Origin of the sequence: Calothrix sp. NIES-3974, assembly GCF_002368395.1 — a bacterium.
Classification (GTDB): Bacteria; Cyanobacteriota; Cyanobacteriia; order Cyanobacteriales; family Nostocaceae; genus NIES-3974.
On record NZ_AP018254.1, the window covers coordinates 3,395,927 to 3,416,087 of the forward strand.

The following is a 20,161-nucleotide window of genomic DNA, read 5'->3' on the forward strand; positions in this document are numbered from 1 at the left end:
TGCGCGTCGTCTTTTCTGTCTCTGTTTTATTTCCTGTTTTGCCAATAAACTGTTACTTTTTAAATGTTGGGATATTGATGATTAAAGCGACAAAAAACCTTATTTAACTTTTATTTTTGAAGATGCTGGCTGTTTTTTCGACAATCCACAATGCTTTTACCCAGGGTCTCTGGAAGAGTATCGCCACCTGGTGGTCACAATTTACATTGCAAACTAAACTATTGGCAGCGGCCACTTTGGTTGTATCCTTGGTGATGAGTGGTTTGACCTTTTGGGCTGTAAATACGATTCAACAGGATGCACGGCTTAATGATACCCGTTTTGGTCGGGATTTGGGTTTATTATTAGCGGCAAATGTGGCACCAGCGATCGCGGATCACAATTTAACAGAAGTAGCTCAGTTTTCCCAACGGTTTTATAGCAGCACATCCAGTGTGCGGTATATGCTATATGCTGATGAAACTGGTAATATCTTCTTTGGGATTCCGTTCTGGGAACCGGAGGTGGAAAATTCCCTCACGATTCAGCGTCGTATCCAATTACCAGAAGATTACGCCGCGGATGCGGAAAAGCCAATGGTACGTCAACATCAAACTCCGGACGGGGAAGTTACGGACGTATTTGTGCCTTTACGGGCTAATGGTAAGTATTTAGGGGTATTGGCGGTTGGAATTAATTCTAACCCGGCGGCGGTAATTTCCACAAATTTTACCCGTGATGTCACAATTGCGGTGTTTATTACGATTTGGGTAATGGTGATTTTAGCAGGTGTGGTGAATGCTTTAACTATTACTAAACCCATTAAGGAATTATTGGTTGGTGTGAAACAAATTGCGGCAGGAAATTTTAAACAAAGAATAGACTTACCCTTGGGTGGAGAGTTAGGGGAATTAATTTATAATTTTAATGAGATGGCGGAAAGATTGGAAAGTTATGAAGAACAAAATATCGAAGAATTAACCGCCGAAAAAGCCAAGTTAGAAACTTTAGTTTCCACCATTGCCGATGGGGCAATTCTGCTAGATAGCAATATGAATGTGATTTTAGTAAATCCCACTGCTCGAAGAATTTTTGGTTGGGAATCAATGGATGTAATTGGCAAAAACTTGCTGCAAAACATCCCATCCAGTGTGCAAATGGAAATTACCCACCCCCTGTACCAAATGGCAGAAGGTGAGATGGAATCAGCAGAATTTCGCATCCCAATTTCCGAACCGACTAAACGGACAATTCGGATTATGTTAACCAGTGTATTAGACCAACAAAAAGAAAATGTCCGGGGAATCGCCATGACGGTTCAGGATATTACCAGAGAAGTAGAATTAAATGAAGCTAAAAGTCAATTTATTAGTAATGTATCCCACGAATTAAGAACACCTTTATTTAATATCAAAACCTACATTGAAACCCTCCATGATTACGGAAGCGATTTAGAAGAAGAACAACGCCAAGAATTTTTAGCCACCGTAAACCATGAAACTGACCGTTTAACCAGATTAGTCAATGATGTTTTAGATTTATCCCGCTTAGAATCAGGACGAAATTATGCCCTGGATGGAGTAGATTTAGGACAAGCAATTGAACAAACCCTGCGTACCTATCAGTTAAATGCCAAAGATAAAGAAATCGAATTAATTCAAGAAGTAGAACCAAAATTACCCTTTGTAGTCGGTAATTATGACCTGCTATTACAGGTATTTGGGAACTTAATTGGAAATGCCCTCAAATTCACCCCAGCAGGAGGAAAAGTTGCTCTCAGAGCCTATAAAATTACCAATCCCAATAACCCCAAACTCACCCAAGTTCGCGTGGAAATTTCCGATACCGGAATTGGGATTGCTCCAGATGACCAAGAAGCCATTTTTGACAGATTTTTCCGAGTCGAAAACCGCGTACATACCCTAGAAGGAACCGGATTAGGTTTATCAATTGTCCGCAATATTATTGATAAACATCATAGTAAAGTACATATTATTAGTGAAGTGGGAGTGGGGACAACATTTTGGTTTGATTTACCTATTATGGAAGAGGAAGCAAATCAACATCAAGAACACATATAAACAGGATTTTTCGCAAACTCCTAAAAATTTCAGAGAGTAGGGAAAAGGGAGTAGGGAATAGAAAGAAAACTAAGCCACTACTCAAGGCTTACCGTTAACTCGCTCCAAATGCAGGATAAGAATCGGCTTTGGTTTTTGCATCGATTTTTTTGAGGTTAGGGAATAGTCGATATGTATTGCGTACATCAAAAAGTAAAGCATGAAAATGGCTTATCCCTAGTGTTCACCCAATCGATATTATGAGCTAAAATAGTCACAATTTCAAATAATCGCTTTTTCATTACAAGTTACATAGCTTGCTTCCCGCGTAGCGGGTATTACAAATTACGTAGACGCGTAGCGACTTGTCGTAGGCCATTACGAATTACGAATTACGAATTACAAATTAGCTTTAAATGCTACGGAGTAGATAAACAGTATGACAACCGTCCAACAACAGCGTTACTACTCACCCGACGAGTATCTCGAAATGGAAATTAATTCCCCAGAACGTCATGAGTATATTGATGGTAATATGGTGCTTATGACAGGTGGAACACCAAACCATAATCAACTTGCTCTTAATTTAAGCGGTGCGCTCAACTTTTCCTTGAAGCGTCAATCCTTTCGTGTGTTTGTCACAGATCAACGGTTATGGATTCCTGACCACAGAATTTATACTTATCCCGATGTGATGGTGGTTGCGAAACCAATTCAGTTACAGGAAGGACGAAAAGATACCGTCATTAATCCGGTGATGATTGCAGAAGTGTTATCAAAGTCTACCAAAAGTAACTACCGGGATGAGAAATTTGCAGCCTATCGGACGATTCCTACTTTTCAAGAATATCTTTTAATTGACCAATATAAAATCCATGTGGAACATTACTATAAAACGGATTTAAATAAGTGGATTTTTTCTGAATATCAACAGGAAGATGCGGTAATTTCCTTAGTATCAATTCCCTTTGAAATTAGCTTGGCTGATATTTATGATAATGTTGACTGGTCAGAAAATGAATAAACATGCAAACAACCACCGAACCGATTTTGGACTCCTCTCCCGAAATTACAATTATTCGTCTGGAAAATATTTTTAAAATTTACGGCAGTGCAGAAACGGAAGTTAAAGCCTTAAATGGTGTGAACTTAACTATTAATAAAGGTGAATATTGCGCGATTATGGGACCATCCGGTTCGGGAAAATCGACAGCGATGAATATTATTGGCTGTCTAGATCGTCCCACCTCTGGTAATTATTTTTTGGATGGGGTTGATGTCGCAAAAATGACAGACACAGAATTAGCCCATATCCGTAATCGCAAACTGGGATTTGTCTTTCAACAATTTCATTTATTAGCCCAACTCACCGCATTGGAAAACGTAATGTTACCAATGGTGTATGCAGGGGTTCCCCAATCCGAAAGACGCGATCGCGCAACTGAAGCTTTGATTCGAGTCGGTTTAGAAAAGCGTCTTAGCAATAAACCCAACCAACTTTCCGGGGGACAACAACAACGTGTTGCGATCGCTCGTGCAATTGTGAATCGTCCTCTCGTCCTCCTTGCAGATGAACCCACTGGTGCGCTAGATTCCCAAACTACCCAGGAAGTACTCAGTATTTTTACTGAGCTTAATGCTACAGGTATTACTGTGGTGATGGTGACTCATGAAGTGGAAGTAGCTCGACAAACTAAGCGTATTGTCTGGTTTCGTGATGGAGAGGTGATCCATTCAAATTTGTCTCCCAGAGATTTACATCAGTTGCAGATGTCTTAGAGTATAATACTGTTATGGAGCGGCAAAATTCCAAGAAGTTATCTGGTAACTGCTGCGAATTCTCCATGTTTTTCCCAGAGGGTTAGTTGCTTTGGTTTTTTGTCAATATCAATACACGTAAAATTGCTGATTTGGGTAGTCGTTAGGCTTCTGGATAAACTTGGGGATAAGTATAATGACTCAATGGTTGTTTCTTCCTTACCAAGTAATGTAGACTGCGAAGACCTTCCAACTTCAATTTCAATCCTTTCTAGATTTAAGCACCTAGGAAGAATCTGACCAAAAGCCTTATCGCCTAACTTACCATCGTAACTGATAGCAAATACGGTTCCTTTTTCATTTAACTTTTCCAGAGCGAGGACAAAATCGTTGAAATCTATGCCAGTAGCGATCGCATCCTTCAAAATCATGTTTATTCACCCAGATTTTGACAATATCTTGAGCATTATTACTTATTGACAAAAGTCCGATAAGCTTAACTTGTCAGCAATAGTTACCACCTAAAAAAATCCTCAATCATGAAAAAGCGGGTAAATAACTTATCGTCATGGTCTAGCTTTTGCCGGGTTGAAATTAGCCCAGGTGCAGAGAATAATACTATGGTGAGAATTTATCCTTAAGGTAGCTATAATCACGACGCTTGGGTTTCGGTTTACGCTTGGGAGTGCGCATAGCTTCCCGTCCCAACAAAAACATCCCTGTCACACCCAGATTCACACAGGAAATGTATTGATACCAATATTTACCTATTTGCACGGACTTACTTAACCCAGAATCCAGGGTTTGTAAATACAAAATCAAAAATATAATACTTAAGGCTGCAAAACCCACGAAGCTTAAACCGATGGAAATGCGAGCCGGACGTAACTCCCAATCACTGATACTGTTAAGATCAATACCAGCGAGTTGATTCAGGGTTTGATCAGCTTGTTGGGAAATGGTTGTAATTTTCTCGCTGAGGGGAGGTGAAATAATTGGTGTAATCATTGCCACAACCGGACGACGGAGAGCCGCTTCCGTATCCCGCAATATTTCTAGGGATGTGCGGGGTGTATTGGCAGTTTCTGCACCTATTTCGGTTGGGTTTTCAGGGGTTTCGTTGCTGAGGGTGAGAATTTCCTGTGGTTCCAAATCCATAGCTGAGATTATGCCTCCCATCGACTCCAGTAAGAACCATTGCGTTGATATTTTTTCTATTTTATAACGATTCAAAAAAAATTTTGCAACACATCCAGATGATGGGACGGAGACGTAATATATATACAAAATTTTTGGAGACGTAATATATTACGTCTCTACACAAAATAAAAAATCATCTGTCGCATTTTTTTCAAAATTTACCTAATCACATCCCATGAACATCTTCAAAAAAATCTTCACATTTCTATCGGTATACTATGCTTATATGGTGGAATACCGGGCAGAATTGATTTTATGGGTATTGGCTGGTTCTTTACCGATTATTCTCATGGGTATTTGGACACAAGCTGCTCAAGGGGGACAATTTGGATTATCACCAGTGGATTTTGCCCGTTATTTTTTAGCAGTTTTTATTGTCCGCCAATTTACGGTTGTTTGGGTAATTTGGGAATTTGAACGGGAAGTAGTGGAAGGAAAACTTTCCCCTCGACTTTTACAACCCCTAGACCCGGTATGGCATCATGTTGTTGCCCATCTTGCGGAGCGTGCTGCTAGAATTCCCTTTGCTTTATTGCTAATTGTATTGTTTTTTGTCTTGTATCCCCAGGCGATTTGGATTCCGAATTTGCAGCAAATTGTATTATTTATTTTGGCAATTGTCTCGGCGTTTATTTTACGATTTACAATTCAATATACTTTTGCTATGTTCGCATTTTGGACGGAAAGAGCTAGCGCTATTGAAAATTTTTGGTTTTTATTTTATTTATTTTTATCAGGTTTAATTGCCCCTTTAGAAGTATTTCCTCCGGCTGTTAGGACTGTTGTCCTTTCTACTCCATTCCCCTATTTAATAAATTTTCCTGTCAGTATTTTAGTCGGTTTACCAACAGATATTGGACGTGGTTTTACGATTATTTTGGGGTGGACATTATTCTTTGTTGGCTTAAATCGGATGTTGTGGCGGGCTGGACTCAAGCGTTATTCTGGGATGGGGGCTTAGAGGTTGTTTTAAAATTCGATTCTTGAATTATCGTTTTTGGGAGCAGGGAGAGACACGACATGTCGCGTTTGTACTCTCGAAGGAAAAATCAGCTTTATAACCCCATGTCCAGAGTCAGGACGATTGTCAAAATAGTGATAATTAATACTTGACAAACATCCTCTAAAAGATAGGAGAAAGAAGAACAATCCAAAATCCAAAATAAAAAAGATAGATGGTGAACATCTATCTGAATAAGGGATAAGCAAATTTTCAGATTGATCTAGTGACCATGCTCCGCGTGGTCACTTAGTTAGTTGAAGGCTCTGCCTTCATTCACGAGGTAGGAACCTCGCAGATCCTGCTCCCACGCAAAGCATGGGAGCGAGGGAAAAGGTAGGTATATTTACGCCGCGCCGTACTAGAATAATCAACGGTTACAGTCCCTGATATGTAGCAAGCATTAGCGTAAACGATATAGGAAATAGGAGAAAGAAGAACAATCCAAAATCCAAAATCCAAAATAAAAAGATAGATGGTGAACATCTATCTGGATAAGGGATAAGCAAATTTTCAGATAAGTTTTAAATAGTCGTTAGCAGAGGCGAACAACTGTATTCAACTGTATTTAAGTGTGTTCAACTCTATTCTGACTTACGAACTTGTGAGGGTGAGAATAGGTAGTCTGTGTGTAAGTCCTGTGGGCTAAAAGTTGTTTTCAAGGGGTTTAAATGGCGTTTTCACCCTTTTTGCGTTTGTGGAGAAATGCTGCACCAACTCCGATTAAACCAAGCACCATTCCTGGTTCTGGTACTGTTCTACCTTTCTCGAAGTTAAATGCACGTGTACCCGCATTAAAGGAGTGGTTATCTGATTCAAAACCACCACCACCAAATTGACTAATCACAATTCGGTCAAATAAGCTTGCTTTACTATCTGCATAGACGTGGAAGTAGGCATTATCCTGTCCTTGCCATGAAGCCCTTGCTCCATTTTCTCTGAAAACCTTGCTCACATCTACATATTGGATATCACCCACTTTATAGTTTTCTCCGTAGGTAAAGCCAGCGACGAGGGTATCTCCGCGATAGAATGAATAACGGTTGGCTTGGTGGGCTGCACCCCAGTTGACACCGAAGTAGTTAAATAAACCATTCATTCTGATTTCAACGTCTTTACCTGCAAAGGCTGCAAGGTAATTAGATGTGTTGTAGGTACTTTGTCCTGTTGTCGCATCATATCCTGCTGGACCCCATTTATCGTTACGGACATTACTGCTACCATTACCGACATAGGAGTAATTGATTACAGCGTTAGCTGCATTGAGTCCGGTAATCAAACCAACACCTTTTGCGTCTGTTTTTGCCTGGACACCAAAACCAGCATTGTTGTTGGGTAATTTGTTAAAATCAACGGTGACAACTCCCGCTTGACCGTGGAATTCAGAGAACATCCCTTGGGATTCCCGTCTATTTGTTTGTGCATTCCAGGTGGTCAATCCAGCGTCTATACCTCTGGTGACTTTGAAGTTCATCGCGTGAGCGGATTCTGCATTGCTAACTAGGGTGACAGCAGAAACAGCAGTAATTGCAGCAGCTAGGAATGCACTTTTGTTAAACATGTTTTTCTCCCTTGGTAAATAAATTTGGTTGGTTAATATTTTTGAATTATTAAATGAATGATGAAACAGTGATGTGGTAGCAAAAACCGTTGGAACCCTGATAATGATTAATCGTCTATCTAATTGATTGTTCTTGTGGTCAATCTAGTTAAATTATTTACTTTTTTCTATCTGATATCTTTAGATTTGGTTTTTGCTTACATGTTAATTTTGGAATAATTCAATCAGAATCAAAATGTGATTTTCACTACTTTTTTGGGGTTGTCTCAAAACTTGACGAGAGTTACTTTTGATACAATCAGTCGGTGCAAATACTAGTGTATTTAACTGAATTTCAAAGATATTAACAGCCGCTAAGGATATCCTTCCCTTAAATTCTCTGCTTCCCTTCACCCATGATTTTGGGGTTGGTGGAGTACTAGGTAGTTAGGTTTTGACGGGGTTCGATAGAATAACCATCAAGTTTACAGGTAGAATAGTGGCTTTAAGAAAAACTGATGTGTACCTAAGTGTTAATCATAAAATATCTATTGAATCGACAATTTGTGAATCAAATGCCTGATGGTAAGTTTAAAATAGCTGCCAAAATTAAATAGGGAATAAAGTCAGGGCAATTATATATCGAGGAAAGTAACGATGAAGCTAACAGCGCTAAAAAATCAAGCTGGGAAGGTCAGGATTCCTCGAAATATCTGGATATTGTTCTTGATTTGGTTGGGGGGAGTAATTTGCGATCGCATTTGGTGGAGTTTGGATGAGGGTGTACCGGGTTGGGATCAGGCTGATTATTTAACGGGGACGCTGAATTATGGTGCAGCGCTGTCTCGTCCGGAGTGGGGAAATGGGGATTGGTGGCGGAATTTATGGTTATTGTCGTCGAAAATTCCTCCTCTAACCTATATGGTTGCAGGGGTGCTACAAAATTTTGTCGGAGTGGGGGTTGAACAAGCGACGATAATTATGTCCCTGTATAGTGGGGTGTTGTTGGCTGCGGTGTATGGTTTAGGGTGGGTGTTATTTGATGGGAATTTAGGTTTGTTGGCGGCGGGATTGTGTCAAATCATACCTGGTCTTTATCGGCTGCGGTTGGATTTTTTGCTGGATTATCCCCTTGCAGCGATGGTGACGCTGTGTTTTTTGTGTGTGACTCTGTGGCATTTTTCCGGTACATCATCCCTCCAGAAAGAAGCTAAATCTATAGGTAATACCAATTTGCCAAAGGAAGGTGACAGATGGAATGATAATCCAAAATGGTATAAATCTTTGGGGTTGGCAATTAGTTGTGGAATTACCTTTGCTTTGGCATTGTTAACGAAACAAACGGCGGTTTTTTTTCTGTTAGTACCCATAGTTTGGAGTGGTACGACTGCTTTATTTTCCCGACATTGGTTGAGGGTTGGTCAGTTTTTGCTGGGTGTGTGGGTTGCGACTTGGATATTTATGCCTTGGTATCGTGCTAATTGGTTGTTGATTGTGACATCGGGGAAAAGAGCTAGCATTGATTCCGCGATCGCGGAGGGTGATCCGCCTTTAAATACCCTTGCAGCATGGACTTTTTACTGGGAACAACTTCCCCACCAATTATCTTTTCCGTTGCTGGTAATGCCGCTTGTGGGTTTAATTATCTATGGCTGGCATTATTTTCGTCAACGCCAGGGTAAGTCTGTCCCCCACTCCCCACTTTCTAGTTACAAGCTAGATTGCACCAACCAAAATCCTAATCACCATCAAAATACCAGCAAATCCCTGCGCTGGTTAGCTTTATTTTTAATTGCATCCTATTTACTTTCCTCTGTAAACATTAATAAGGATGACCGCTATATTATTCCCTATTTACCGTCACTAACAATTATCCTCGCTTACGGACTTACCCGTATACAATCCTATTGGTGGCGTAATCTCCGTGTCGCAACCTTAATTTTGACCACCGGTTTAACTCTAATCAACCTATTTCCCCTACCCGGTGCGGGAATTGCTCAAATTTTCGCACCCCACAGCCAACATTATCCCTACCAAGGTGCAAAATATCCCCATACCGCAGTTATTGCCGAAATTATACGTACCCAGCCATATCTGCGTTCCACCGTAGCTGTTTTACCCTCCACCCCTGATGTCAATCAACATAACTTGAACTACTACGGTGCAATTAGTCGGCGAGAAGGTGCTTCCCAAACCGCGAATTTTCAGGTATATGGTAGACAGGTGGCAACAAATCGCCAATATCTAGAACGAGATATTGCAGCTTTAGATTGGTTTATTACCAAAACCGGAAATCAAGGTAGTGTGAGGAATATCCAAGCAGAAGCTGTGAACAAGGTGGAAACTTCCCCGGATTTACAACTACACAAAACCTGGCAACTACCGGATGGGGAAAGTCTGAAACTATACCACCGAATTCAACCCGCAACGATAGTGACACCGATTAATCCTCCCCCTAGTCAGGTGAATCCAAATATTGAACTGATTGATGTCAAACTCCCTGACGCATCCCCTGGGGGAGTACCCATCCCCATTACCTATACTTGGCAAGGAAATCTGCAAGCTTTCCATGACGGGGTGATGTTGCTGACATGGCGACGAATTGACGGTGATAGTGATAATTCAAACAACCTAAATCTAGATCAACAACAATGGTTCCATGACCATAGTATCGGCATGGGTGATATTTATCCGCGATTTCATGGGGATATGTATGCACAAGTACGCGATCGCACGGCTATGTCACCACCCCTGTCGATCGCTCCCGGTAAATATACCCTGAAAGCTACCTACCTTCACCGTCAGACCCAAGCTACCTATACAGTCAAAGTTCCCAATGTTACCATTGAAATCAATCCCCAAGTTCCAGCCTCTGCTGCCCCCGAACCAGATTTAGCCAGTCAATTAAGGCAGATGGCGGCAACTATGCCCCAGGGAATTAGTGCCTTTGAAAACATATTTGCTGAGATTGGACGTATTAATCAATACGACCCCACCCAAGATTACCTGCAACAAGTTCTGATTGCGAGTCAATACCGCTTGCAACAACAACCGCAAAATCGAGAACTAGCCTACACAGTCGCCCTAAGTAATGTACTATTAAGACGGGTTGAAGATGCGATCGCATCCCTGGAATATGTGACAAAAATCGATTCCCAAAATCCCTTTGCATGGGGTTATCTGGCTTTTGTGCATCTATACAATTGGCATCCCCAAGCCGCAGAAACAGCCCTCAAACCCGCTTTAGAACTTAATCCCCATATTCGCGAACTACAAGCACTGTCGGGAGTAGCAGCTCTATTTCAGGGGAAATTTATTGCAGCCTACCGAGGTTTATCGGGATTCCTGACCCCTAATTCCTAAGTAGAGACGCGATATATCAGTAGAGACGCGATATATCGCGTCTCTACAATTACGTCCCCCCATATATCGCGTCTCCAATTCTGGATACGTTGTAAACATTTTTGCATCGGTATTTAGGATGAAATCCGTAACATACTCGACAATCCCTCTAAATATAATTTTTCATTTCAAACTCCTATCCTAGTGTATCGTCAACAACTTTACTCTGTCATTTAAATTACATAGTATATGGGCGTATCGTAATTTATATTGTGTGGAAAATAATGTCAGATAAATTACACCCAACCCTTAGCGAAATTATTCAGCAAGATGTAACTCAAAACGAGCGAGAAGCTATCATCGAACTCATGCTATTGATGATGTATGGTGATAAAAATCTGAAACTTGCTGAAGATGAAATCATCCAAGAATATGTGAACAATACCCAATGGGAATCACCCCTATCCCTGGAATTTTATTTAGGTAAAGTTACACCCAAAATTAGAGCGGCTTTAGCAGATCAAGATAAATTGAATAGTTTACTTCAGGATATTAATGCTCGCATTGAAAGTGAGACTGTGAAAATTCAACTTTTGAAGGTATGTAATGATTTAGCAGCTAGCGATGAGGAATTTTCGTCTCCGGAACAAGAATTAATCAAAAATATTTACCAGGTTTTTCAGGTTACTACTCACTAGGCTGTATAGTCATTATTCGCTGATTTTTGGACAAAATTAGGTGTTGCTGTGTCCAATCATGATTTTGATCAATAAGAGACGTAGCAATGCTACGTCTGGTCAAAATTCGTCTGTTGCATTTTTAAATCCTTGGTGAGACGCGACATGTCGCGTCTCTACCTACGATTTAACCGCCTATTTCCAACTTTCCTAATTCCGATACTTGGGAAATATTGTCTAGTTTTGTTTCCTGCTCAATCACGGCCAATTTCACTGCAAAACTAATAAATAATGTCCAGTAAATATTGCTTTTATACAGGATAAAACTTTCGGTAATGTTATTTACAAACAAAAATATCAAAAACGCTAACGGATACAAATTATATAACCTATCAGTCCCATAGGCTAGTTTGAGGGAACGAATATAGGCAAAACCATAACAAACCAAAAATATCCCCAAACCCACCAACCCTATATCTAAAGCCATATCAATAAACCCATTGTGACCATGGGGAGGAATAAATCCGTGTGCAACTGCACTTCCAGCTTCGCGGGCGTAAGCATGTACTGGTCGCCAAAACATTCCCCGTCCAAATCCTAACCAAGGACGTTCCATTAAGCGGATGAGTGCAACCGTCCACATGGGTGTGCGTCCAGTGAGGGTGGGGTCTCTTCCTAATCCGGTGATAATTTCCGTCCAATTAGTGAAAATGATACTGCTGACACTCACAGCAACAAGGATAAATAAATCCCAGAAAACAATCGTAATTTTTCCCCGCCAACGGTAGAAACGGTAAAATACAATAATTGCCGCCAATAGTATCGATAAAATCAGGGATGTTTTAGAAGTCGAAAGTAAGATTAAAACTACACACAGACCGAAACCTATCCATTGGCAAATTACAGGCATAATATACTTAGGTAGCAAAGCAAAGGAAACTGCACCCAAAATCATCATACTACCTAAAATATTTTTGTAGCCATATACACCTTTCCAAGCTCCAGGATGGTCACTACCGTGAATGCCAATGGTGGGGTCAACAACAACCGCAGTCAAACTCATTAATGCCCCAATCCCAAAAGCGATCGCCAATAGTTTTACTTGGTCGCGGAGGATAAATCGCATCCCAAAATATAAGCCAAAGGCAGTCATTTGCATCACTTCCCGACTGTCCCTCAGCACATCTAAAGGCACATCTGCCCAGAGAAAGGAAAATAAAATAATAGTGCAAAGTACCCAGAGTAATTTTGTTTGACTAGCGACCCATAATGTGCTGTGCCAGCGTAGAATTAATAATGCGATCGCGCCGAACCAGATTAAATATCGCAGCAGGGAAATTGTTGCATTAGGAAGAATATCGGAAAAAGCACCAGCAAAAAATAACAAGCCAAGGACTGCAAATATTTGTTCGGCAATACCTAAAATCATGTGAAATTTATACCAGCCGAAATACTGAAATAGGTAGTTAAAATTCTATCACATAATTGTCACATAAATTATCATCCTCCATACCAAGTTGCCTTCTTTCCTGGTAGTTTGAGGATAATGAAATTGCTGGTCTTGGGTCACAATCACGGATAGTTAAGTAGGTGGGTGGTGAAAATTGTCGTTAAAATCAGGGAGTACAGACGACCCGTCGGGTCGTCTGTACTTCCGAGACGCGATATATCGCGTCTGTAGGGGAGTAAGGCTTTGAACTGAATAATCGGTTACGTTGCGGTTTTATGTTTAATTGCATCGACCTAGCCTACCATCTTTGGTCGCAAATGAGTATCAAATAATATCAATAGATAGATTTTTATTTACGATTTACCATCCTGATATTCTGTCTCCTATATTTCAGACGACCGTATTTTAGCCTCAAAATATTAATGTACTGACAAGATTTGTAAAACTTTGTTGCCCCAATCTAGGGTTTTAGTCATGCTTAAATAAAGGGCAATAATAATTTTAATTTGTCTCTAGAATCTAGGATTTATGACCAAACTACTAGCAAGAATTACCTAGTAATGCAAAAATAATCCTATTTTCAATATTGGACTGCGAGGGAAATTTTTAGAGGAAATGAAGATGATGCATCCAACTCTCCAACGCGCATTTGCTATTCGTCGTGCTTTAAAAGTAATTAGCGGCTTGAATAACTTTGATGTACAGAACGTGATCGCAGTCGTGAAAGCCGCAGAAATTGGCGGTGCGACTTTTGTGGATATTGCTGCTGACCCAGAATTAGTCAAACAAGTGAAACAGGTGGTATCCCTACCTGTATGTGTATCAGCCGTAGAACCAGAAAAATTGCTCCAAGCTGTCGCAGCAGGTGCGGATTTAGTTGAGATTGGGAATTTCGACTCCTTCTATAGCCAAGGAATTCAGTTTGAAGCCGAGGAAATTTTAGCTATAACCACAGAAACTCGTCGTCTCCTCCCAGAAACCACCCTGTCGGTGACAGTTCCCCATATTCTCAAATTAGACGCACAGGTCGAGTTAGCCGAAGCACTAGTCAACGCGGGTGCGGATATTATCCAAACCGAAGGTAGCAATAGCAGCAAACCAGTTCATTCCGGAACCCTCGGATTAATTGAAAAAGCTGCACCCACCTTAGCCGCAGCCTACGAAATTTCCCGTGTTGTGCCAGTTCCCGTACTGTGTGCTTCCGGCATTTCCAACGTCACCGCACCTCTGGCGATCGCGACCGGTGCTGCTGGTGTGGGTGTTGGTTCCGCAGTTAACCAACTGAATAGCGAAGTTGCCATGATTGCCGTTGTCCGTGGATTGGTGGAGGCTTTAGCAACCGCTCACACTTCCTACTGCGCTTTTGCGTAGTCTGTAGAGGATACAGGATGCAGGATGGGGAAAATGAGTTTGATTTATAAGCGTTGTTATTCCCAACATGTATCCTGTTAGCAATGTATTTGTAAATATTCCAATTCATGTAGAAACGACCCGTCGGGTCGTCTCTACCTCATCCAAAACCCGGTGTTGCTGATTTGATGGATGAAATTAATTCGTTGGATTATGTAGAGACGCGATATATCGCGTCTCTACATTATTTCAAATTTATCCCTGGATTCAGCAACCCCCAAAATCCAAAATCATTTCGGTCCCATTCCCACAGCACCTGCATAAACAGCGCGATCGCCTAATTCATCCTCAATTCTAAGTAATCGATTATACTTAGCAACCCGCTCACTGCGACACAATGACCCGGTTTTAATTTGACCAGCACGGGTAGCAACCGCTAAATCGGCGATGGTGGTGTCTTCGGTTTCTCCGGAACGGTGACTAATAACCGAACGGAAACCGTTGCGAGTTCCCAGGTCAATAGTTTCTAAGGTTTCCGTCAAGGAACCGATTTGATTGAGCTTAATTAAAATTGCATTCCCAGCCTTTTGTTCGATACCCTGTCGCAGACGGGTGGCATTGGTGACAAATAAATCATCCCCCACTAATTGCACCTGATCCCCAATTTTCGCGGTGAGTGCTTGCCAATTTTGCCAATCTTCCTCATGTAAACCATCTTCAATCGAGACGATTGGGTATTGACCGAGCAACTGGGCTAGATAGTCAATAAATTCTCCAGGAGCATGGGGTTTACCATCGTAAATATACTGGCCATCCTGGTAAAATTCACTAGCAGCAACATCCAAAGCTAAAGCCACCTCTTCCCCAGGTTTATAACCAGCTTTGGCGATCGCATCCACTAACAAATCTAAAGCAACTTGGTTTGATTCCAGATTCGGAGCAAAACCCCCTTCATCACCAACCCCTGTTAACAAACCCTTATCATCCAACACCTTACTCAAGGTAGCAAACACCTCCGCACCCCAGCGTAAAGCCTCCCGGAAGGAAGATGCACCCACCGGAACAATCATAAACTCCTGAAAATCAACATTATTCGCAGCGTGCGCACCACCATTAATCACATTCATCAGGGGTACGGGAAGCAAGTTCGCCAAAGGACCACCCAAATAGCGATATAGAGGAATTCCCAAAGCTTCCGCACCAGCTTTCGATGCAGCCAAAGAAATCGCCAAAATTGCATTTGCACCCAAATTCGCTTTATTTTGCGAACCATCCAAACTAATCATTGTTCGGTCAAGGAGTTCTTGGTTGAGTGCATCCAAACCTAACAATTGCGGTGCAAGTTTCTCCTTCACATTTTCTACCGCTTGCAGCACACCTTTCCCACCGTAGCGACTTTTATCGCCATCACGCAACTCGTGAGCTTCAAATGTACCAGTCGATGCACCACTAGGAACTTGAGCAAGTCCCACCGCACCATTAACAAGATGTACCTCAGCTTCAATGGTGGGTCTACCACGGGAATCAAGAATTTCCCGTGCGATTATTGCCTCAATTGCAGTATCTATCATCACTGTTTAATCCTTATCTACAAACGCAATTCAATGCCGCTTCTGCAAAACCATTCAATGCAGCCCAACCATCTAGCATAGGGGTTCACGTGCCTAAGATGATCGAGGTTAAGGAATATTTCGGCAATTTTAATAAATCTCTTTTTTGGCTTCTGTCAGACTGTTGCTGGAGAACATTTATTTATATTATTTATGGGGATGATATTTTTATCCCAGGGAATGGGGAATAGGTAGTAGTCTACATCTAAATACTTAGGGTCTGCAGAAAAAGTCTTTTAGTAAGGGTAAGGAGTAGGGAATAGTTTTAACCCAAAAATTCCACTTTTCATCTCTACGAAAAGCCGTCTACACCTGCAAAAAATTGCAGATGTAAAATGTTTGTAGCTCCTGTACGCCTATTGGGAAAGCGTTTTTTGCCACTAAAGTACCCTCCAAAGCTTACAAGACAAGAGTTTTAATCTTTTGCAGTCAGCCCTAATCAGAGGATGTTTTAAAAGGGTCTGCACCCCCCGCTCCCTCTTCATCAAGGCAATGCTCACAAGTTTCTCACATTTTCTCGTTAAGCTGCTGATTGTTGATGGATTTGTTGTATCCCGGACTGATTTCACCATGACCAAACCTCAAACTCATTCCCAAACTCACCCCTATCTTTCACTGATGAGCATACCCCCAGGTTATATCAATGCAATGGGGTATGTGGACGCATCGGAAGTTAACGGACCTGGATGTCGTGCAGTGCTTTGGGTACAAGGTTGTATGCGCGAGTGTGGAGGATGTTTTAATCCAGCTTCCTGGTCATTTGAAATTAATCAGTTGATGTCGGTGGAACATTTAGCGGAGCGGATTATCGCTGATAAGCGCAATCAAGGGGTGACATTTTCCGGGGGAGAACCATTTTGGCAAGCACCAGCTTTAGCGAATTTAGCACGGAAAGTGAAAGCTGCGGGCTTAAATGTGATGTCATTTACTGGATTTACCCTAGAACAGCTACAATCACCCTATGCCCCAGCTGGTGCGCAAGATTTATTAGACCAGTTGGATATTTTGATTGATGGTCCCTATATTCAATCTCAAGCCATTAATGACCCGAATTCACCGGTTTCCTCCCGCAATCAACGGGTACATATCTTTAATCCAGCTTTAAGTGGGCAAATTAGTTGGGCTAGTGACCAAATTGAGGTACATATTTTTAAAGATGGTAGTCGTTTAGTCACAGGTTATCGCGGACAGTTAGTATTTAATGAAGCGGATTAATTGTATACCAATCTGACATGTAGAGACGCAATATATTGCGTCTCAGATTCTGGATGTATTACGTATTGTGTCTGAATATTCTGTATTTATTGCATATCGCGTCTCAGATTCTGGATGTATTACGTATTGCGTCTGAATATTCTGTATTTATTGCATATCGCGTCTCATATTCTGGATTCATCTTCTGGATGTATTACATATTTCATCTGATATTTGGTATTTATTAAATATTACGTATTGCGTCCTAATACGGTTGGGTTAATCATATTTCGTGGTGATTTCGGGAGACGCGATATATCGCGTCTCTACAGATGATAATTTTGGTTGGAATCCAAAATGTCAAATCCAAAATCGTAATATCAGATAATTGTAATCAAAACCTGAATTCTAATCCAAAATCTAAAATCCAAAATCCAAAATCCAAAATCCTCTAAAATCCACATTGGTGGACAAACCCGACCCATTCATCTAAATAAATACTGTCGATTAATCTCAATCCGTTTTGACTTAATGCGGATTCCACTTCACTTTCCATATCTTGATTAAAACCAGCAGTAATCAAAATCCCTCCAGTGGTGGAAGGACGTAAAGCTTGTTGATATTCCGATGCAAGTTGGATATGTACCCGACCGAGAATATTGGCAACAATAAAATCAAAATTAGCAGTTGCTGGAATCACTGTTAAATCTTCCCCACGATGAATATCTCCCCCTAACCAATGTCCTAAATCACTACCGCTACCTAAACTACCCTGCTTGACAGTAACTTGGGTCTCGACATTGTTGTCTATAACCATCTCACGGGTTGCTTGAGTGGCGATCGCGTCATTGTCTACGGCTAAAACTTGTGTTCCTAATTTGGCCAGAGCTACACTGAGTATTCCCGAACCGCAACCTAAGTCTAATCCACGCATTCCCTCTTGAATATGGCGTTCCATCAGTTGTAGAGCCAATATGGTAGCTGGGTGAAAACCGCTACCAAAAGCTAGGGATGGTCTGGTTTTAATAATCATGCGATCGCCTAAACCTGGGTTGTGGGATTTCGCGATCGCAAATTTTTCACCGATTTCCTGGACATTCACCCAAACATTCCCTGTTACGGGGATTTGCTCAACTAGTTTTTCCCTGATTTGGGTGACTAATCCAGTACGCTGGAGGGAATGAAAACTATTCTCAATCACCTGTATCTGGGAATAAACCTGAATATCTGAAGCTAAATATAAACAAATGTGAAATTCCCATGTATGGGTTGGACTGCTCAAGTTTGTCAAATTTGTTGAGGAATACCTATCAATCCGTATTTCTGGACAAAAACCTGTTTTGGCTAACAAACTATAAACCCAATCAACCCCTTCACCCGTAGCATCCAAGCTTAATTCAATCCATGACATATTTGGGGATATCTTCCTTATTTATAACTACGAGCGATTATTTGTTGACTGGTGAGTTAATTTAAGGGAATTTTACCAATTTGGCAAGTTAAATTCCCCGTAGAGACGACCGAACGGGTCGTCTCTACGGACTATCCCTGTCCCTAACAGATACAGTCAAAAACCAAATTGAATTCCTATATAACCATCAACCGTTTACCACTAACTCTAAACCCTCCCTGGCTAATAATCCCTTCGGGAAAGCCAGTTGAATCAACGATTGAGCTTCGTCTAAAAACTCATCACTATCATCTGGGTGGTGGTGAGAAATCACCAACTGTTTTGCGTTGACTTCCCTTGCCAAATCCACCGCTACTTGCCAATGGGACTTATCATCATAATTACGGGGCATTAAGGGAGTATAGGCTGCATTAGCAATCAATAAATCGACATTCCGTACTAACTCAATCGTGCGATCACGATCGCTCGGTTCCATATTTTCACACAAATCCGTCACATAGGCGACACTACAGTTACCCCAAGTTACTCGAAAACCGATAGATTTTTGATTTTGATTGACGAATGCAGTGTTCACCATAATTCCATCAATCTCAATCCCATTCCCAGGAACCACATTATGAAACTTCAATTCCGACTGCATCGCTTGCAGAGGATAGGGGAAATGGGGTTGTAACATTTGGTCACATAAACATTGTTTAATGGAAGCCCCATTCGATGCTGCTGTTCCGTAGATATGAAAACAATTTTCACTGACAAAAGCGGGAGCAAAAAAGGGAAAACCTTGGATATGATTTGACTGGGAATTGCTAAAAAATAAATGAGCCTCAATTGGTTGGGGTAAATTTTTCCAACTATTTCCCAGGATTCGTAACCCTGTTCCCCCATCAAAAATCAAATATTTACCAGCAATATCCATTTCCAAACAAGCCGTGTTACCCCCATAGCGGTGAGAATTCACACCAGGGGTGGGAATTAAACCCCGTACACCCCAAAATCGGACAATAAAATCACTTTGTTCTTGCTGCTGATGTTCTGACATTCGCCGAGTCACTAAATTAGATTGAGGTTGCGACAAATCTGGATTTGACATAATTATGTGGGGGCTTAAATTGAACTGAGTAGGTCATCGTAGTAACGCACTTCCAGAATTCGGTTATTTTCATCAACGATGACAACCGTCGGTGAGTAGTTTTTTAACTCATTCTCAGACAACTGCCCGTAAGACATTATAATCAAGCGATCGCCAGAAATGCCTAGACGTGCTGCCGCCCCATTTAACTCAATCGCTCCAGAATTAGCTGAAGCTGGAATTGCGTATGTAACCAGACGCTCTCCATTGGTGACGTTCACTACTTGCACCTGTTCGTATGGTAGTATACCCGCACGCTCCATGAGAATACGGTCAATACTGATACTGCCAACATAATGTAAATTTGCAGCCGTCAAGGTGCAATTATGAATCTTAGCCAATAAAACTGTGCGTAGCATATCCAGCAATGGGGAATGGGGGAACAGGAAATAGGGTGCGGGGAGTAAGGTAGAGACAACCTGACAGGTCGTCTGCACTAGATATTTAATCATTTATTTATT

General features: G+C 41.3%; 16 protein-coding genes. 8 read left to right on the forward strand and 8 right to left on the reverse strand.

All coding sequences use genetic code 11. The features are described from left to right. Nucleotides 1-122: 122 nt before the first annotated feature. The 3 genes from nblS to CDC37_RS13630 all read left to right on the forward strand — a co-directional run bounded on the left by nblS (nucleotide 123) and on the right by CDC37_RS13630 (nucleotide 3,818). Nucleotides 123-2,060: a two-component system sensor histidine kinase NblS gene (gene nblS / locus CDC37_RS13620; protein WP_096622508.1), complete on the forward strand. Its 1,938-nt coding sequence runs from the start codon at nucleotides 123-125 to the stop codon at nucleotides 2,058-2,060. 418 nt (nucleotides 2,061-2,478) lie between these two features. After that, on the forward strand, nucleotides 2,479-3,063 hold the full coding sequence (locus CDC37_RS13625; RefSeq protein ID WP_096622509.1) for a Uma2 family endonuclease: 585 nt from the start codon (nucleotides 2,479-2,481) through the stop codon (nucleotides 3,061-3,063). Nucleotides 3,064-3,065: 2 nt separating this feature from the next. Then, a complete protein-coding gene (locus CDC37_RS13630; RefSeq protein ID WP_096622510.1) occupies nucleotides 3,066-3,818 on the forward strand; it encodes an ABC transporter ATP-binding protein in 753 nt (250 codons plus the stop codon). 38 nt (nucleotides 3,819-3,856) lie between these two features. Here CDC37_RS13630 and CDC37_RS13635 read toward each other — a convergent pair whose 3' ends face one another. Then, a complete protein-coding gene (locus tag CDC37_RS13635) occupies nucleotides 3,857-4,228 on the reverse strand; it encodes a hypothetical protein (protein ID WP_231943059.1) in 372 nt (123 codons plus the stop codon). A gap of 187 nt (nucleotides 4,229-4,415) precedes the next feature. Next, on the reverse strand, nucleotides 4,416-4,955 hold the full coding sequence (locus CDC37_RS13640) for a hypothetical protein (RefSeq protein ID WP_096622511.1): 540 nt from the start codon (nucleotides 4,953-4,955) through the stop codon (nucleotides 4,416-4,418). Nucleotides 4,956-5,172: 217 nt separating this feature from the next. Between CDC37_RS13640 and CDC37_RS13645 the strand changes: the two genes are divergently transcribed. Next, on the forward strand, nucleotides 5,173-5,958 hold the full coding sequence (locus tag CDC37_RS13645; protein WP_096622512.1) for an ABC transporter permease: 786 nt from the start codon (nucleotides 5,173-5,175) through the stop codon (nucleotides 5,956-5,958). Between the two features lie 706 nt (nucleotides 5,959-6,664). On the opposite strand, the gene CDC37_RS13650 is transcribed toward CDC37_RS13645, so the two are convergent. Further along, nucleotides 6,665-7,558, reverse strand: coding sequence for a PEP-CTERM sorting domain-containing protein (locus tag CDC37_RS13650; protein ID WP_096622513.1), 894 nt, complete (start codon nucleotides 7,556-7,558; stop codon nucleotides 6,665-6,667). A gap of 636 nt (nucleotides 7,559-8,194) precedes the next feature. Here CDC37_RS13650 and CDC37_RS13660 point away from each other — a divergent pair. Then, nucleotides 8,195-10,900, forward strand: coding sequence for a phospholipid carrier-dependent glycosyltransferase (locus tag CDC37_RS13660; protein WP_096622515.1), 2,706 nt, complete (start codon nucleotides 8,195-8,197; stop codon nucleotides 10,898-10,900). Nucleotides 10,901-11,163: 263 nt separating this feature from the next. Beyond that, nucleotides 11,164-11,577 (forward strand): TerB family tellurite resistance protein, encoded by a 414-nt coding sequence (locus CDC37_RS13665; RefSeq protein ID WP_096622516.1) that lies wholly within the window; start codon nucleotides 11,164-11,166, stop codon nucleotides 11,575-11,577. A 166-nt stretch (nucleotides 11,578-11,743) separates the two neighbouring features. Here CDC37_RS13665 and CDC37_RS13670 read toward each other — a convergent pair whose 3' ends face one another. Then, nucleotides 11,744-12,985, reverse strand: a complete 1,242-nt coding sequence (locus CDC37_RS13670; protein WP_096622517.1) for an O-antigen ligase family protein — start codon at nucleotides 12,983-12,985, stop codon at nucleotides 11,744-11,746. 645 nt (nucleotides 12,986-13,630) lie between these two features. Here CDC37_RS13670 and CDC37_RS13675 point away from each other — a divergent pair. Beyond that, complete coding sequence (locus CDC37_RS13675) at nucleotides 13,631-14,377, forward strand: DUF561 domain-containing protein (protein ID WP_096622518.1); 747 nt, start codon at nucleotides 13,631-13,633, stop codon at nucleotides 14,375-14,377. A 269-nt stretch (nucleotides 14,378-14,646) separates the two neighbouring features. Here CDC37_RS13675 and eno read toward each other — a convergent pair whose 3' ends face one another. Beyond that, the gene (eno, locus tag CDC37_RS13680) at nucleotides 14,647-15,927 is read right to left on the reverse strand and encodes a phosphopyruvate hydratase (RefSeq protein ID WP_096622519.1); all 1,281 of its coding nucleotides are present in this window, start codon (nucleotides 15,925-15,927) and stop codon (nucleotides 14,647-14,649) included. Between the two features lie 609 nt (nucleotides 15,928-16,536). On the opposite strand from eno, the gene CDC37_RS13685 reads away from it, so the two are divergent. Beyond that, nucleotides 16,537-17,181: a 4Fe-4S single cluster domain-containing protein gene (locus CDC37_RS13685; RefSeq protein WP_231943060.1), complete on the forward strand. Its 645-nt coding sequence runs from the start codon at nucleotides 16,537-16,539 to the stop codon at nucleotides 17,179-17,181. 430 nt (nucleotides 17,182-17,611) lie between these two features. Here CDC37_RS13685 and CDC37_RS13690 read toward each other — a convergent pair whose 3' ends face one another. The 3 genes from CDC37_RS13690 to panD all read right to left on the reverse strand — a co-directional run bounded on the left by CDC37_RS13690 (nucleotide 17,612) and on the right by panD (nucleotide 20,059). Further along, the gene (locus tag CDC37_RS13690; protein ID WP_096622520.1) at nucleotides 17,612-18,571 is read right to left on the reverse strand and encodes a 50S ribosomal protein L11 methyltransferase; all 960 of its coding nucleotides are present in this window, start codon (nucleotides 18,569-18,571) and stop codon (nucleotides 17,612-17,614) included. A 187-nt stretch (nucleotides 18,572-18,758) separates the two neighbouring features. Continuing rightward, on the reverse strand, nucleotides 18,759-19,661 hold the full coding sequence (locus tag CDC37_RS13695; RefSeq protein WP_096622521.1) for an MBL fold metallo-hydrolase: 903 nt from the start codon (nucleotides 19,659-19,661) through the stop codon (nucleotides 18,759-18,761). A gap of 14 nt (nucleotides 19,662-19,675) precedes the next feature. Next, nucleotides 19,676-20,059 (reverse strand): aspartate 1-decarboxylase, encoded by a 384-nt coding sequence (panD, locus tag CDC37_RS13700; RefSeq protein ID WP_096626205.1) that lies wholly within the window; start codon nucleotides 20,057-20,059, stop codon nucleotides 19,676-19,678. Nucleotides 20,060-20,161 lie beyond the last annotated feature (102 nt).

What these genes read in the sequence shown, in the direction of transcription:
- CDC37_RS13645 (WP_096622512.1), top strand. Translation starts at nt 5,173, where the DNA reads ATGAACATCTTCAAAAAAATCTTCACATTTCTATCGGTATACTATGCT.
- CDC37_RS13670 (WP_096622517.1), bottom strand. Translation starts at nt 12,985, where the DNA reads ATGATTTTAGGTATTGCCGAACAAATATTTGCAGTCCTTGGCTTGTTA.
- CDC37_RS13640 (WP_096622511.1), bottom strand. Translation starts at nt 4,955, where the DNA reads ATGGATTTGGAACCACAGGAAATTCTCACCCTCAGCAACGAAACCCCT.
- CDC37_RS13695 (WP_096622521.1), bottom strand. Translation starts at nt 19,661, where the DNA reads ATGTCAAATCCAGATTTGTCGCAACCTCAATCTAATTTAGTGACTCGG.
- CDC37_RS13690 (WP_096622520.1), bottom strand. Translation starts at nt 18,571, where the DNA reads ATGTCATGGATTGAATTAAGCTTGGATGCTACGGGTGAAGGGGTTGAT.
- CDC37_RS13665 (WP_096622516.1), top strand. Translation starts at nt 11,164, where the DNA reads ATGTCAGATAAATTACACCCAACCCTTAGCGAAATTATTCAGCAAGAT.
- nblS (WP_096622508.1), top strand. Translation starts at nt 123, where the DNA reads ATGCTGGCTGTTTTTTCGACAATCCACAATGCTTTTACCCAGGGTCTC.
- panD (WP_096626205.1), bottom strand. Translation starts at nt 20,059, where the DNA reads ATGCTACGCACAGTTTTATTGGCTAAGATTCATAATTGCACCTTGACG.
- CDC37_RS13685 (WP_231943060.1), top strand. Translation starts at nt 16,537, where the DNA reads ATGACCAAACCTCAAACTCATTCCCAAACTCACCCCTATCTTTCACTG.
- CDC37_RS13630 (WP_096622510.1), top strand. Translation starts at nt 3,066, where the DNA reads ATGCAAACAACCACCGAACCGATTTTGGACTCCTCTCCCGAAATTACA.
- CDC37_RS13635 (WP_231943059.1), bottom strand. Translation starts at nt 4,228, where the DNA reads ATGATTTTGAAGGATGCGATCGCTACTGGCATAGATTTCAACGATTTT.
- CDC37_RS13675 (WP_096622518.1), top strand. Translation starts at nt 13,631, where the DNA reads ATGCATCCAACTCTCCAACGCGCATTTGCTATTCGTCGTGCTTTAAAA.
- CDC37_RS13660 (WP_096622515.1), top strand. Translation starts at nt 8,195, where the DNA reads ATGAAGCTAACAGCGCTAAAAAATCAAGCTGGGAAGGTCAGGATTCCT.
- CDC37_RS13625 (WP_096622509.1), top strand. Translation starts at nt 2,479, where the DNA reads ATGACAACCGTCCAACAACAGCGTTACTACTCACCCGACGAGTATCTC.
- CDC37_RS13650 (WP_096622513.1), bottom strand. Translation starts at nt 7,558, where the DNA reads ATGTTTAACAAAAGTGCATTCCTAGCTGCTGCAATTACTGCTGTTTCT.
- eno (WP_096622519.1), bottom strand. Translation starts at nt 15,927, where the DNA reads ATGATAGATACTGCAATTGAGGCAATAATCGCACGGGAAATTCTTGAT.